General features: G+C 62.2%; 9 protein-coding genes. 3 read left to right on the forward strand and 6 right to left on the reverse strand.

Features of this window, described 5'->3' with window-relative positions; all coding sequences use genetic code 11:
• Positions 1–593: 593 nt before the first annotated feature.
• The 6 genes from MEFOE_RS06655 to MEFOE_RS06680 form a co-directional block, all read right to left on the reverse strand.
• Entirely contained in the window at positions 594–1223 is a 630-nt protein-coding gene (locus MEFOE_RS06655) for a hypothetical protein (RefSeq protein ID WP_067050025.1), read from the reverse strand.
• Between the two features lie 30 nt (positions 1224–1253).
• Positions 1254–2456, reverse strand: a complete 1203-nt coding sequence (locus MEFOE_RS13345) for a C39 family peptidase (protein ID WP_083523362.1) — start codon at positions 2454–2456, stop codon at positions 1254–1256.
• Positions 2457–2692: 236 nt separating this feature from the next.
• Positions 2693–3223, reverse strand: a complete 531-nt coding sequence (locus MEFOE_RS06665) for a winged helix-turn-helix domain-containing protein (protein WP_067050030.1) — start codon at positions 3221–3223, stop codon at positions 2693–2695.
• A gap of 163 nt (positions 3224–3386) precedes the next feature.
• Positions 3387–5480, reverse strand: a complete 2094-nt coding sequence (locus tag MEFOE_RS06670) for a minichromosome maintenance protein MCM (RefSeq protein WP_067050033.1) — start codon at positions 5478–5480, stop codon at positions 3387–3389.
• Between the two features lie 2 nt (positions 5481–5482).
• On the reverse strand, positions 5483–8674 hold the full coding sequence (locus MEFOE_RS06675; RefSeq protein ID WP_067050036.1) for an LAGLIDADG family homing endonuclease: 3192 nt from the start codon (positions 8672–8674) through the stop codon (positions 5483–5485).
• A 59-nt stretch (positions 8675–8733) separates the two neighbouring features.
• Complete coding sequence (locus tag MEFOE_RS06680; RefSeq protein ID WP_067050039.1) at positions 8734–9702, reverse strand: replication factor C small subunit; 969 nt, start codon at positions 9700–9702, stop codon at positions 8734–8736.
• Positions 9703–9779: 77 nt separating this feature from the next.
• On the opposite strand from MEFOE_RS06680, the gene MEFOE_RS06685 reads away from it, so the two are divergent.
• The 3 genes from MEFOE_RS06685 to MEFOE_RS06695 are packed head-to-tail and all read left to right on the forward strand — an operon-like array spanning position 9780 to position 13913.
• Entirely contained in the window at positions 9780–10487 is a 708-nt protein-coding gene (locus tag MEFOE_RS06685; RefSeq protein ID WP_067050042.1) for a hypothetical protein, read from the forward strand.
• Positions 10487–11224 (forward strand): metallophosphoesterase, encoded by a 738-nt coding sequence (locus MEFOE_RS06690; RefSeq protein ID WP_067050045.1) that lies wholly within the window; start codon positions 10487–10489, stop codon positions 11222–11224. Before MEFOE_RS06685 ends, MEFOE_RS06690 begins: the two co-directional genes overlap by 1 nt.
• A complete protein-coding gene (locus tag MEFOE_RS06695) occupies positions 11169–13913 on the forward strand; it encodes a DEAD/DEAH box helicase (RefSeq protein WP_067050048.1) in 2745 nt (914 codons plus the stop codon). The genes MEFOE_RS06690 and MEFOE_RS06695 overlap by 56 nt, the downstream gene beginning before the upstream one ends.
• Positions 13914–14228 lie beyond the last annotated feature (315 nt).

A 14228-nucleotide genomic window follows, 5' to 3' on the forward strand; every position in this document is an offset into this window, starting at 1 on the left:
CAGGAACCCCCGGTTCAAGCATACCCCATGAAAAATTGTTCCAGGGCATTTTCTGATCGACGTGCCTTCCCCCACGCTCGCGCCGGGGTCTCCCTCGAAAATCATAGATTTTCTCAAGCTCCTTGCAGTCGCATCCCCCGGACAGCGAAGGTCTTCGACCTTATCGAGCTCCCTCCGGTCGCCCCCCAGAATTGCGATAGGGTCCGGAAGGCAAAATCTATGAGCATGAAGGGAGAGTTGCCATCCCCGGTTCTATCCTGATGCAGGGTGCGAACGAAGTGAGCATGATAAAGCCAGAGGCTTTCGAGGGTTCGGGGGATGCGAGCGAAGCGAGCTTGAGAACACAGAGAATCAAAGATTCTCTGAGCAGGCAAATGTTTCATTTGCCATGAACGGAAAATCGAAGATTTTCTTGTTCTGGCAAATCTCTGATGTGCCGTTGACCGCAGGTCTTCGAGCGGCCAGCCCCCCGCAGAGATGGCTATCCAGAGAATTTCGACAGAGCCATTATAATAGAAATCTGTCACGATCATCCCCAGAGATGCCATACCTGATAGGCATGCGCTGTTGTATTGTTCACGTACAACTGGCATTCACCCCCCTGCTTTCGTCTTCGGCGTGACTGTCGTGTACACCCTGACCCAGTCGTCGTAGCGGTCATAGCCGACGTACACTGTCTCCCCCGTCTCTTTCCCGAACTCCCAGAAGTACGGCCCGATCGGTTGCTCAGAGTTCATCTCCACCCAGCGGGCGGTCCAGTTCCCGTCGCGGTACCCCGCACTGCGGAGGGCGTCCTCTGCATCGGCAAGGGACGGGCGCCGCCATGCCGTCAGGTCGTCGGCACCCAGCGTCCAGGACCCGATCTTCGGACCCCCGTCGTCCCGGAGATACACCCGCGCGATCGCAACGGCACCGCCGTCCCGGGTGAGCGGGACAAGGTAATAGCGCGGGGCGCCGTCGGTCAGGGACCGGACGGTCGCCACGTCCCCCGCGACGGCACCTGAAAGGTCGGGGGCCCGGTCTGGAGGGACGGGTGGGTCCGGCGGTGTGAGAGCCGCATCGACGACCGCGGGAATCTCTTCGGAGGGGAGGGTCTCGAAGGAAACGTCAAGTCCCTCTCCGGCCTGAGGGTATGGGAGGAGAAACAGCGTCGCTCCCCCAACCGTGCACAGCACAGCGATGAACACGGTCGCAAGGGCATAAAAAACTTTTTTTTCGGTCATGGCCCCACCTCAAAAAATAATCAGAGGGTATTAACTCCCTCCCCCCCGTGTTGGCTGGGTTAACTCATCATAGACCTGAATCCCGGTCCGGTTGTAGCCGACATAGACGGTCTTTCCGGTCGTTGTTTCGAACTCCCAGAACGGATGACACTCCGACCAGCTCTGAACGCATGGTTTCCAGACCACGCGTGGGTGTTCGGGGATGACACCCTGATACTCTTTTTCATCCAGGGCTTTCAGGGCCTCCTCCCGGGTCGGAAGGAACCGGAATGAACCGGAATAATCAGAAGGCAGCCCGACGCATCCGCCGAAATCGGCGATGGTGCCGTTGTTCTTAATGAAGACGGAAGCGATCACCCTGGTCGTACCGTCTTTTTCAAAAGGTATCAGGTAGTAATCGCGCCACCCATTCAGTGAATGAACGTAGATCATCTCTCCGGCCTTGCAGCCTTCAAGTTCTTCCTGGAAACAACCCCACCTTTTCATCTGGTCCCATGCAAATCCAGAGATGTCCGTGTCTTCTGTGAGAGGGATGTCGTCCTCAGAATCGTCCATCAAACGCCAGTTCTCTGTTTCACCGGCATAATTCGGAGTCGATCTCTCCCAGTATCCCTGTACTGTGATATATCGGTCATACCACCGGCTCTGTTCAGAACCGGTGAAAGATACGGGTGTGAAATTGTTCATCCAGTCGTCGACAGTGAGATATCCATTGATAGGCTGAAGCAGCCAACTATCCGGGTCATGAACCCATAACCCGTTGACCGAGTAGACATGTCCCCCATATTCAAAATAATTGACACCCTTCACCAGCATCCAGTGATTACCGTTTTCTGTTAAAGAAGCAGACGGAATACCACGGTTGACAATGTCAATCGCCTGCCCTATTATGGCAGCATCTGCATGATCCCATGAATGCTCGTCGACTACAAGGTTACTCACATAGTGTTGTACACAATTTGCCAGTCCCACTGGATCAGTGTACCACACAGACCCCTCAAGATTGTGACTTCGGATATACTGATATAACGTATCCTGACTGATCAAATCTCCGTGATAGTCAATCCACATCTGAGCCGATGCAGGACCACAATACCACTCTGTTTCCTGTCCATGGTAGGGAACTGCAAGGTTTACGGCAGTGTCCGCTGCCAGGACCGGATAGACCAGGAAACTTCCAGCAAGAAGAGCAAAACAGAGTATGCATGATTCTTTCTTCCATGATTGTTTCATGAACCATACCTCCCAAACACCCCGAACGATCGTTTGCAACGGCTGCCCCCGGCACACCCGATCATCTCCAGGGATCTGCAAAGGTCACTCGGCCCGCACGTTCAGGGGCAGACACGACCCGCGCAGATTTCGGATGCCATCCGGGCATCCTCACCGATGGTTCGGTCTTTGAATGCCATGAAATCGGGGAAAGTGTTCGATCCCGATCGAACGGATTCGAAAAATATATATTAGAACTATGAAATGTCCTGATCGATCCTACGGCGCTTTCGCCACCGGAGATATGCATACCCCACGAGGACGCTGCCGATCAGCGTCAGTGCGAGCCCGAGGATCAGCAGATCCCACGGCGGGGCCTCCTGTACCTGAGCGCCTCCGCCCCCCAACATGGGGATTCCGGGGGTTTCATCGGACAACAACACAACCAGAAACTTCGCCAGGGCAGCGATTCCCCCGACGAATGTCACCAGTGCGGTGGCGAGGAGTATCCTGATCCTGACGCCGTCGTGTGGATACAGGAGAGCATGCCCCTCCGGGGTGAGGGCGTAGTATACCCAGGCATGCCCGTCATCCTCGGCGGCGACAAAACCGGCGTCGACGAGAACACGGAGGTGATGGTGGACCGTGGACTTTGCCAGGTCAAGGTCGGCGGCCAGTTCGGCGATCGTCATCCTGCGTACATTCAGGTCTTTCAGCATCCTGAGCCTGGACTCAGATGCGAGAGCCGTGAATGCGTCCTTCGTCAGGACGACGTCAACCGGGTCCATCAAGCAATTGATGAGATCGGTGTAATATATCTATTCCGTTATCTTCCGGCAGTCTTCCTGCATATTTTTGCTGGACTGTTCTGGTGATGGTGCATTCTAAACCAATATGCGCGATTTATGACCGATTCATATACGCGTCGGAAAAAAGAGAGGGGCTCGATCCTCAGATCAACCGCACGATCCCCCGCCGCGGCTGCATCGCCTCGCCGAAGCGGACCATCTTGTCGAGGTTCTCCTGCACCTCGTCGCGGTCAAAACCCTGCTGGACCAGAATCTCGACGACCTCCTCGGTCTTTGCGGTGCCGTCATCGCCGCCGAGCGCCTTTATCGTCTCCCTGATGGTGCGAATGATGTCCCTCTTCTTCTTTGTGATCCCGGTCGTCCACTTGTCGATGTCCAGGGTGCCGGTCTCGGCATCGTAGGCGACCTGCCGCAGGCAGGCGTCCACGATCATGATCACACGCTCCGCGTCCTCGGGCTCGACCGTCCGCGAGAGCCGCATCCTGGCGCTCGCCTCGCCGAGGCGGATCAGCGCTTCGAGTTGCCGGGCCGTCACCGGCACCGGCTTGTTCTCGTCGGCGAGGTCGCGGAGCCGGAGATAATACGTGATGAGCATCTCCTTTGCGCCGTCGGTGATGAGGGGCGTCACATGTCTCTTCGCGTACGCGATATATTTCCGCAGGAGTTCGGGCGCGATCGGCGGCTCCACCACCGTGCTCTCGCTCGCCAGGAGGTCGATATGCGCCGGGGTGAGGGGGCCCTCCTGCTTCTGCATGATCAGTTCCCCGACCCGGTGGGCCGAGATGATGTGCCGGGCGATCGCCGTGTCCCGCGTATGATCGGGCTTGTCTGTCAGGACGAAGATGAGGTCGAAACGGGAGAGGAGGGAGGGCGGCATGTTGATCTGCTCGGCGATCGGGACGAAGGCGTCGAACCGCCCGAGTTTCGGGTTTGCCGCGCCGAGGAGGGCGCAGCGGGAGCGGAGGGTCGCCGTGATCCCGGCTTTTGCGACCGAAATACTCTGCTGCTCCATCGCCTCGTGGAGGGCCGACCGGTCCTCCTTCTGCATCTTGTCCATCTCGTCCACCGCGGCGAGCCCCATATCCGCGAGGACAAGGGCCCCGGCCTCCAGGGTCCAGCTCCCGTCGCCGAAGTCGTCCTTCACCGCGGTCGCCGTGAGACCTGCCGAGGTCGAGGACTTGCCCGAGGTGTACACGCCCCTGGGAGAGATCTGCACGACGTACCTGAGGATCTGGGACTTCGCGATTCCCGGATCTCCGACAAGGAGGACATGGATGTCGCCGCGGAGACGGGAGCCGTCAGGGAGGTCCTTCGCCACCCCGCCGAAGAGCTGGAGAGCGATCGCCTCCTTCACCTCGGTGTTCCCGTAGATCGAGGGTGCGATCGAGCCGGTGATCTTCCCGTACAGTCCCGTGTCCCGGGAGAGTTCGTGGATCTCGGCCTCGTCCTCATCGGAGATGTTCACCTCTTCAAATTCCCTCTCCGGCGCCTCGATCGAGGAGCACTCCAGGGAGATGTCGAAGAGGGTGGACTTTGTCCCGTAGTTCACCCTCTGCCTGGAGCGGGGGATGCCGTTGAGGACCACCCTGTCACCGGGTGCGATCGCCCCGGTGAGGTCGTCGGTCACCTCGACGTCGAGAGTCTGGGGCCGGGCGCCGCCCCTCAGGCCCTCGGGCGACTCCTGGATCCGCACCTTTTGCGAGTCCACGTACCGGGACTTTGCCTGGAGGAGTTTCAGTTTGCGCCGGTTGCACTCCGGGTTCGGACACTCCTCGGGCTCCTCGAAGTTCCCGTAGCCCTGCCGCACCGTCGTCGTTGAGCCGCAGCCCGGACACTGAAAGACAGCCTCGACGATCCTCGGCCGCACCTCGGTCGTCTTCCTGATGATCCCCTTCAGCGAGACAAAGCGATTGATGTGGTAGGCCCTGATGTCCCTGATGCCGGTGACACGCTCGATATGGTGGAAGCGGACATTGACCTTCCCGGCCTTCTCCTCGCCTATGGCGGTGAGCTGGCGGAGGGCGTCCCTGATGTCGCCTGTCGCTTTGCCGGGGCGTTCGATCACCTCGTCCGCGAGGCGCAGGCCGGACCTGCCCGAGGCCTGCAGGGTCCGGTAGTCGATGTACAGGGAACGCTTGAAGGGGAACTCCCTCTCGATCTCGGCGAGTTCGCGCCGGCAGTACCGGGAGAGGAAGTTTACCCATTCCCCGACCACGTCGGTGACGCCGTCTTCCATCGTCAGTACTCCCGTGCGAAGAGTTTGATGATGCCCGGCCGGAGTTCGACCACCTCGCCCTCGTTCTTGAGCATCTTGATAGTCGCCTCGACCTTGTCCTTTGCAAAGCCCTGCCTGGTCATCTCCTCGATCACCTGCTCGACGTTTGCGGAACCGTCGTCGCCGCCGACGTCCTTGATGACCTCCTTCACCGTTCTGATGATGTCCCGCTGCCTCTTCGAGATCCCGGTCGTCCACTTGTCGATGTCGAAGGTACCCGACTCGGCGTCATAGGCCACCTGACGGAGACAGGTGTCCACGATCTTGATCACTCTCTGGGCGTCCTCGATATCCACGGTCGGCGAGAGCCTGATCCTGGCGCTCGCCTCGCCGAGGCGGACCAGTGCCTCAAGTTGCCGCGCCGTCACCGGCACAGGCTTGTTGTTGTCGGCGAGTTTACGGAGCTGGAGATAGTAGTCCCGCAGCGCCTCTCGCGCCTCCGGGACGATCGTGGGGAAGCAGGTCCGCTTCGCGTACGCGATGTACTTGCGGAAGAGGAGGGGCTCGATGTCGGGCGTCACCGGCTTGAGCTGCTGCTGGATATAGGCGTCGTCCACCCCTTCGACCGGCATCCGCCTCTTTTTCTCGATCAGTTCGCCGACCGCGTGGGACTTGAGGATGTGCTCCGCGATCGCAAGGTCGCGGGCTGCGTCCGGCTTGTCTGTCATGATGAAGATGAGGTCGAAACGGGAGAGGAGGGAGGGAGGCATGTTGATCTGCTCGGAGATGGGAGCGTACTCGTCGAAGCGGCCCATCTTCGGGTTTGCGGCACCGAGGAGGGCGCATCTGGAGCGGAGGGTCGCCGTGATGCCGGCTTTCGCAATAGACACCGTGTTCCCGCACCAGACCGGCTTCCCATGCCGCCGAACATAGATGACGTGGTCAGGCACCTCCACGCAGTAAATCATGCCGGCATAATGGCCCTTCGTGATATGCCTGAGGCCATTGGTGTTGATGCTCGGCCTGTTCTGCCCCTCCCTGATGAAGGAGACCTGATAGATGTCATGGGACAGGATCGCACGCCGACCCTCGGGAACGCGCACCTCATCCCCCTGTCTGTGGACCACGGTGGCGTTGCCCGAGATCCCTGCCTTGAGGAGGAGCTCGGTCATATCGTCTGCCAGCTGCCGCGAGGAGGTGACATACGCGGTCTGGCCTGTCCCCTTCCTGACCCAGCCGTCGCCGAGGACGAGGGCGTCGAGGAGGATTCGGATCTGTTCGGGGCACACCTCCTTCGCGTACTGCGGGACATATTTTTCATGGCACTTCCCGAACACTGCCAGATGGGTCGCCAGCTGCTTCGAGGAGATGGCGATGTTCTGGCCGTTATAACTCCACCTGAATCCCAGACGGTTAGTACACGCCGTCATCTTCGCAGCACGTACTCCGTCTCTCTGGGATATGTGGACGCGATACGGGACGCCGTTTGTGTACTGGACAGAGCCCTCGGAGAGATAATAACCGAGGAACTCCAGCCAGTCGTTCATCTTCAGGGCGATGGCGCCCGACTCCTCTCCGCCATGGTTCTGGTTCTTGTAAATGGTCACCGACGGCAGTTCATAGGTCTCGACATATCTCCCCTCCCAGATGGCGTCCTTCTTGAAGCGCATCCTCCTCTGGACAGGCAGGGACTCCATCCGCCTGAGGCCGAAGCCCTCCCACTCGTTGGCACGCCTGTTCAGGTCCACGTACATGTTGTGGTTGGGTGTGACCGCGAGGTCGACCTGCCTGGAGGCGATGAAGTACATGTCGTCGTCGTATTCGGCAGCCACATAGGCCGTCGGCACGGCGTACGCCAACCTGCCGTCCGGCGTGAGCGTCGCCACACGCTCGCCCTCTTCAACGTCCCTGAAGAGCCGCCAGCCGTGCTCGGTGAGGATCTCGGTCTGGTCATCATAGCACTGCTGCTCCATCGCCTCGTGGAGGGCCGATCTGTCCTCCTTGTCCATCTTGTCCAGTTCGTCGACCGCGGCCATACCCATATCCGCGAGCACGAGGGCGCCCGCCTCCAGGGTCCAGCGGCCGTCGCCGAACTCGTCTTTCACCGCGGTCGCGGTCAGGCCCGCCGAGGTCGAGGACTTGCCCGAGGTGTAGATGCCGCGGGGAGAGAGTTGCACGATATACCTGAGGAGCTGGGACTTTGCGATACCCGGGTCGCCGACCAGAAGGATGTGGATGTCGCCGCGGAGACGGGAACTGTCAGGCATCTCCTTCGGGATCCCGCCGAAGAGCTGGAGGGCGACTGCCTCCTTTACGTCCGTGTTTCCGTAGATCGTCGGGGCGATGGACCGGGCGATCTTCGAGTAGATCTTCGGGTCATTTGAGAGTTCCTGGATCTCGGCCTCGTCCTCCTCGGAGATATTCACTTCCTCGAACTCCTTCTCGGCCACCTCGATCGCGTTGCACTCCAGGTAGATGTCGAAGAGAGTGGACTTCGTGCCCGCGTTGATCCGCTGGAAAGACCTGAGGATGCCGGTGATCACCACCCTGTCGCCGGGCGCGGAACTGCCTGTCAGGTCGTCGGTCACGTCCACGTCGATGGTCTGCGGCTGCTCGCCGCCCCGCAGGCCCTCGGGCGACTCCTGGATCCGCAGTTTCTGGGCGTCCAGAAACTCGGACTTCTCGGGCACAAGTTCGAGGGGAGTCTTCTTCTGGCAGGTGGCGCAGACCCGGAAGGGGTCCTGGAACCGGCCGTAGGTCTGGGAGTACGGCGGGGTGAGTTGCCCGCACTCCAGGCATTTGAAGACCGCCGCGACGATCCTCGGCCTGACCTCGGTCGTCTTCCTGAGGATCCCTTCCACGGCGACGAAGGTGTTGATCTGGTTTGCCCTGATGTCCCGGATCTTCGTCTTCCTGGTGAGGTTCATGAACCTGACGTGGACGAGGCGCCTGTCCTTCTCCTCGATGATGCCGAGGCGGACGAGGGCGTCCTTGACGTCGTTCATCACCTTTTCGGGTCGTTCGATGAGTTCGTCGGCGAGAGCGAGACCGCGCTTCCCGAATGCTTCGAGGTTCCTGTAATCGATGTAGAATGAGCGCTTGTGCGGGAATTCCTTCGAGAGTTCGACCCGCTCTTTCCGGTTGTACTGCCGCTTGAGGAATGTCTCCCAGTCGCTGACGACATCGGTCACTTCAGTGTTCTGGCGGGGTGACATTGATACCATATATGAGGGGGCTCCTCCATCAAGGTGGTTGTCCGGGGGGTGAAAATATTTTATTCGTTTTTCCGGGCGGCAAGGACAAAGAGGGCAATCAGTGCCTCCATCTGGATGGCGGCGTCCGCTCCTTCCGAAATCCTGAAGTCGGCCTCGCCGAGGTGGTCGATGAAGGCGACCTTGAGGCCGGTTTCCATATCAGAACGGACGACTTCCCTGAAGCACTGGTTGATCAGTTCGTTCGGGGCGATCCCCCGGTCGCGCATCAGGCGGCGGAGCGCTCCTTCGGCCGCGGGGAAGTCGCCCTGCATCGAGAGGTCGAGGAGGTTCCTGATCTCGTCGGGCCGCGCCGTCGAGGTCGTCTCATACACCATACCCGCGTCGATCTCCCGCGAGATGATCGCCGCACCCTGCAGGGCGTTGAGCGCTTTTCTCATATCGCCCTCGGCGATATAGACGATCGCCTGCACGGCGTCGTCGGTGAGGGTCACGCCCTCGGTCACGGCGACACGCCGCACCTGCTCCGCGACCGCCGCGTCGTCGAGGGGCCTGAAGCGGTAGATGGCGCACCGGCTCTGGATGGGGTCGATGATCTTCGAGGAATAATTACAGGAGAGAATGAACCGGCAGTTCTGGGCATAGTTCTCCATGGTCCGGCGGAGTGCGGCCTGGGCATCGGTCGTGAGGGCATCGGCTTCGTCCAGAAAGAGGATCTTGAAACTTGCGCCGCCGAGCGGGGATGTCCGGGCGAAACCCTTGATCTGGTTCCTGACCACGTCTATCCCGCGCTCGTCGGAGGCATTCATCTCCCTGAAATTTATCTGCCAGGTATCGCCGAAGAACTCCTTTGCAAGCGCGACTGCTGCGGTGGTCTTGCCGACGCCGGCAGGACCTGTGAAGAGGAGATGGGGGAGAGTGCCGCTCTTCACGTATGACCGGAGACGCTCGACGATCTCCGGGTGTCCGACCATGTCCGCAAGTTTTTGCGGCCGGTATTTCTCGATCCAGATGGTGTTGTTGCCCTCCATCACAGAGTGGTTGTTTCTCCAGACATGAATATGCTGTCATCCTGATCTTTATGTGGGCAGGGAGTACACGCTACGGTATGGATGCGTCGAATGGTCGGGCTGTCTCTCTCCCCGCGGCAGTCAGACTGTTTGCCGGGGAGATGGCGCGGACGACCGTTTTTGACGGCGAGACCTTCCTTTCACCGACAGGTGCGCGGGGGCGGCGGGTCTTCTTCACAGGCGCCCTGACGGCGGTCAGGGCCGCGGGTGGCCGGGTCACCGCCCGCGTCGCCGACCCGACGGGCACGGTCACTGTCGCCGCGAAGTGGCGCGGCGATGCTGCCGATGCCCTCCGTTCGATCGAGCCGCCGGCATTTGTCGCGGTGAGCGGGGCCCTCGCCGTCTCGGGAGGGGAGGTCACGCTGGTACCCGAGGCGGTGGTGCGGGTGGAAAAGCCGGTGCGGGACCTCTGGGTGCTCCGGACGGCAGACCTCACTCTCGGCCGGATCGAGGCGCGTGCCGCCGCCGACGGCGCTGGCGGGGAGGTCACTGCGATGGCCCGGATGGTCAGGACGGCGCTTTCGAGCGTGCCGGAGGGTCAGGCAGGCGGCGCCCCCCAGGATGCGCGGGCCCTGCTCCTCTCCCTTCTCGAAGAGTGTCCGGGCCGGCGGGGCAGCGAAGAGGACCTCTTTGCCCGGGCCGGGGAGAGGGGCATAGGCCGGGCTGCGGCCGAAGCGGCCCTCTATGCCCTGCTGGAGGAGGGGGAGTGTTATACCCCCTCGACCGGGCAGGTGAGGCTGATCTGATGCACCCGGAATTCCTCCCGGACGTCCCGGCCCTCCTGATGGAGAACACGATGCGCGTGCTCGTCGTCGCAGACCTCCACTTCGGGATCGAGTCCGGCCTTGCCCGCGCCGGCGTGCATGTGCAGAGCAGGAGCAGAGAGAGAGCGACGCGGGTCCTTGCCGCCGTCAGGGAGACAGAGTCCGACCTGCTCCTCCTCCTCGGCGACGTGAAGCACACGGTGCCCGTGACGAGCAGGCAGGAGTACGACGAACTCCCGACGATCCTCGACTCCTTCAGGGATCTGACCGAGGTGAAGGTGCTGCCCGGCAACCATGACGGCGGGATCGCACGTTTTCTGAAGGACGGCGAACTCCTCCCTGCGGCGGGCGCCAGGATCGACGGGGCCGGCTATCTCCATGGCCATACAAACCCTGCTCCCGACCTCGCCGGCGGCCTCCTCGTGATCGGCCACCTTCACCCGGTTGTCTCCCTCTCCGACGAGGTGGGGTGCTCCTTGCGGGCAGAACCCGCCTACCTGTACTCGCCCCTCACCGGCGAGGGATGGGGGGACGGGACGAGAGTCCTTGCCGTGCCCGCGGCCTGCGAGTTTTCCGGCGGCGTGGACGTGCTCGAACTGAAAGAGAGCGGCCTCGGGCCGCTCGTGCGGTGTATCGACGACGACGATGCCGAGGTGTGGCTGCGTGACGGGACCTACATCGGAACCCTTGCAGAGATCAGGGAACAGCGCGGCGCTTGACCTCCTCGACCCGCGGGTGCGGGCGCTCATTGACGAGCGGGGCTTTGCCGAACTCTCCGAGGCGCAGGAACGGGCGATCCCCCACCTCCTCGCCGGCGACAACCTGGTCCTGATCGCCCCGACAGGCACGGGCAAGACGGAGAGCGCCATGTTCCCGGTCTTCAACGCCCTGCTCACAGAGGATGGACCCGGCATCAGGGCGCTGTACATCACGCCCCTGCGCGCCCTCAACCGCGACATTCTGGAGCGCCTCCAGTGGTGGTGCGGGAGGCTCGGCCTCACCGTCGGGGTGCGGCACGGCGACACCCCCCAGACGGTCCGCCGCAAGCAGGCCCTCTCGCCGCCAGACCTCCTGATCACGACCCCCGAGACCGTGCAGGCTCTCTTCATGGGTAAGAGGCTGCGGCAGCACCTCGCGCATGTCGGTCACGTGATCGTCGACGAGGTCCACGAACTCGCCGGGAGCAAGCGCGGCGCTCAACTCGCCGTCGCCCTCGAAAGGATACAGGAGTACGCGGGTGAGTTCCAGAGGATCGGCCTCTCGGCGACGGTCGGCAACCCCGACGATATCGGCCGGTACCTCTGCGGCGCACGCCCCTTCACCCTTGTCGAGGTGCCGGTCGCGAAGCAACTCGACCTCTCGGTCCGCTTCTGCGGCGGCGAGTTCTCGAAGCAGACGGCCTGTGTCGGGGAGATGATCGACGCCGAACCCTCCTCCCTCGTCTTCGTGAACACCCGCGTCACCGCGGAGGCCCTCGGCCACGCTCTCATGGAGAGGGGCGATGTCGAGGTCCACCACGGTTCTCTCTCGAAGGAGGTGCGTGTCGATGCCGAGGACAGGTTCCGGGCCGGCGCGGTGCGGAGCCTCATCTGCACCTCCTCGATGGAACTCGGCATCGATATCGGACATATCGGGCATGTGGTCCAGTTCGGGAGCCCCCGCGAGGTGGCCCGCCTGGTCCAGAGGGTCGGGAGGGCCGGTCACCAGTTGTACGCGGTCTCGCGGGGGACGGTGCTTGCGACAGGTTTCGACGACCTCCTCGAATCTCTCGTGATCATGCGGCGGGCGCGGGCCGGCGAGATCGAGGTGATCGCTCCCTACCTGAATGCCGCGGACGTCTGCGCCAATGCCGTCGCCGCCCTTGCGGTGGAGTACGGCGAGATCGCGGTGGAGAAGGTCCACACCATCCTCGAACGCTCGGGGTGCTTCGCGGACGCCGGCACCCTCCTCGACGCCGTCTGCACGCAGCTTGAAGAGCACAGGCTGATCAGGCTGGACGGGGAGGGTCAGGCCCGCCATATCGTCACCACCTCCCGCGCCCGCCGGTACCTCTCCGCGAACCTCTCGATGATCCATGACGAGAGGAAGGTGCCTGTCTACGACCTGGTCGCCAGGCGGACGGTCGGCACCCTGGACGAGTCTTTTGTCGTCGGTTTCGTCCACACGGGTGCGGTCTTCATCACGCGGGGGAAACTCTGGCGGGTGCTCGACTTCGAGGACGGCCGCCTCACTGTGGAACCGGCGCGCGAGGCGAAGGGCGAACTCCCCTCCTGGGAGGGGGAGCAGATCCCCGTCCCCTTTGCCGTGGCCGACGAGGTCGGCCGCCTGCGCCGGACGCGCGACCTCGCCGCCTACACCGACGACGGGGATGCGCTCGCCTTCGCCGACGCCTATCTCAGGGAGATGGACAGGAACAGGACGCCGGTGCCGACTGACCGCCTGATCACCCTGGAGAACTCGGACGAGGGCGTGGTCTGCAACATCTGCGCCGGCCACCGGGCGAACGAGGCGATTGCACGCGTGCTCTCCGTCCTGATCTCGGCACGCTACGGGACGACGGTCGGGATCGAGAGCGGTGCCTACCGCGCGATGCTCCGCCTCCCGAAGACCGTCCGCGCCGCGGAGGTGCGGGAGTTCCTCCTCACCACCGACCCGACGCATGTCGGCGGCATCCTCCGCCTCGCCCTCCGCCACACATCCCTCTTCAAGTGGAAACTCGTGCAGGTCGCGAAGAAGTTCGGGGCGATCGACGCCGACGCCGACTACGAGAAGATCAGCCTCCACCGCCTGATCGAGACCTTCGAAGGGACGGTGGTGGCCGACGAGGCGTACACCGAACTCTTCCGCGCCACCATGGACGTGGAAGGGGCGCAGAAGGTCTTCGCCGCGGTGCAGGCCGGCGAGGTCGCCCTCCATATCGGTCCCCTCTCCAGCCTCGGCGCCGACGGCCTTTCCTCCTCCCGCGACATGGTCCCGCCGCCGACCGCCGATCAGGCGGTGATCTCGACCCTGAAACGCCGCCTTGCCGGGGACAAGGTCGTGCTCTTCTGCATGCACTGCAAGACGTGGACGAGTCGGACCCATGTCGAGAGGGTTCCCGACCGCCCGCAGTGCCCCCTCTGCTCGGCACGCCTGATCGCCGCCCTCAAACCCTGGGAAGAGGAGCAGATCGGCGTGATCAAGAAAGCGAAGAAGAGTGCCGAAGACCGGACCGTCGAGGCGCGTGTCCTGCGGAATGCCAATCTTGTCCTCAGTTACGGGAAGCCCGCGGTGATCGCCCTTGCTGCCCGGGGCGTCGGCCCGGAGACTGCCGCCCGGGTCCTTGGAAAAAGCAGGGACGAGGATGCGATGTACAGGGAGATCTTGAAGGCGGAGAGGAACTACGTCCTCACCCGCCGGTTCTGGTGAGAAGGGGCGGGAAGAAGCCTCGCACTCCCCAACAGATGTGCCCTTCTGATCGTGGAGTGAAGGAGTCCGTTGTCTTATCCATACTCTAGTCTGGAGAACGCCGGTCCACCGCCTTCCCCTCACTCTCCGCTGGGGGACTACTCGAAGACTTCGTCTTCTCGACTCCCTCCGGTCGTCACTCGAAAATCAAAGATTTTCTCGAACTCGCTGACGCTCGTTCCCTGCTCGGGATTGGTCCCGGGAAGAAAAGGCCGGAGTTCTGGAGGATTATGCCACCCCTGCCTCTATCGTAATGGCAGGGGGTACGGGGTGAGG

Source organism: Methanofollis ethanolicus (genome assembly GCF_001571385.1).
Lineage (GTDB): Archaea > Halobacteriota > Methanomicrobia > Methanomicrobiales > Methanofollaceae > Methanofollis > Methanofollis ethanolicus.

What these genes read in the sequence shown, in the direction of transcription:
- MEFOE_RS06655 (WP_067050025.1), bottom strand. Translation starts at nt 1,223, where the DNA reads ATGACCGAAAAAAAAGTTTTTTATGCCCTTGCGACCGTGTTCATCGCT.
- MEFOE_RS13345 (WP_083523362.1), bottom strand. Translation starts at nt 2,456, where the DNA reads ATGAAACAATCATGGAAGAAAGAATCATGCATACTCTGTTTTGCTCTT.
- MEFOE_RS06665 (WP_067050030.1), bottom strand. Translation starts at nt 3,223, where the DNA reads ATGGACCCGGTTGACGTCGTCCTGACGAAGGACGCATTCACGGCTCTC.
- MEFOE_RS06670 (WP_067050033.1), bottom strand. Translation starts at nt 5,480, where the DNA reads ATGGAAGACGGCGTCACCGACGTGGTCGGGGAATGGGTAAACTTCCTC.
- MEFOE_RS06675 (WP_067050036.1), bottom strand. Translation starts at nt 8,674, where the DNA reads ATGTCACCCCGCCAGAACACTGAAGTGACCGATGTCGTCAGCGACTGG.
- MEFOE_RS06680 (WP_067050039.1), bottom strand. Translation starts at nt 9,702, where the DNA reads ATGGAGGGCAACAACACCATCTGGATCGAGAAATACCGGCCGCAAAAA.
- MEFOE_RS06685 (WP_067050042.1), top strand. Translation starts at nt 9,780, where the DNA reads ATGGATGCGTCGAATGGTCGGGCTGTCTCTCTCCCCGCGGCAGTCAGA.
- MEFOE_RS06690 (WP_067050045.1), top strand. Translation starts at nt 10,487, where the DNA reads ATGCACCCGGAATTCCTCCCGGACGTCCCGGCCCTCCTGATGGAGAAC.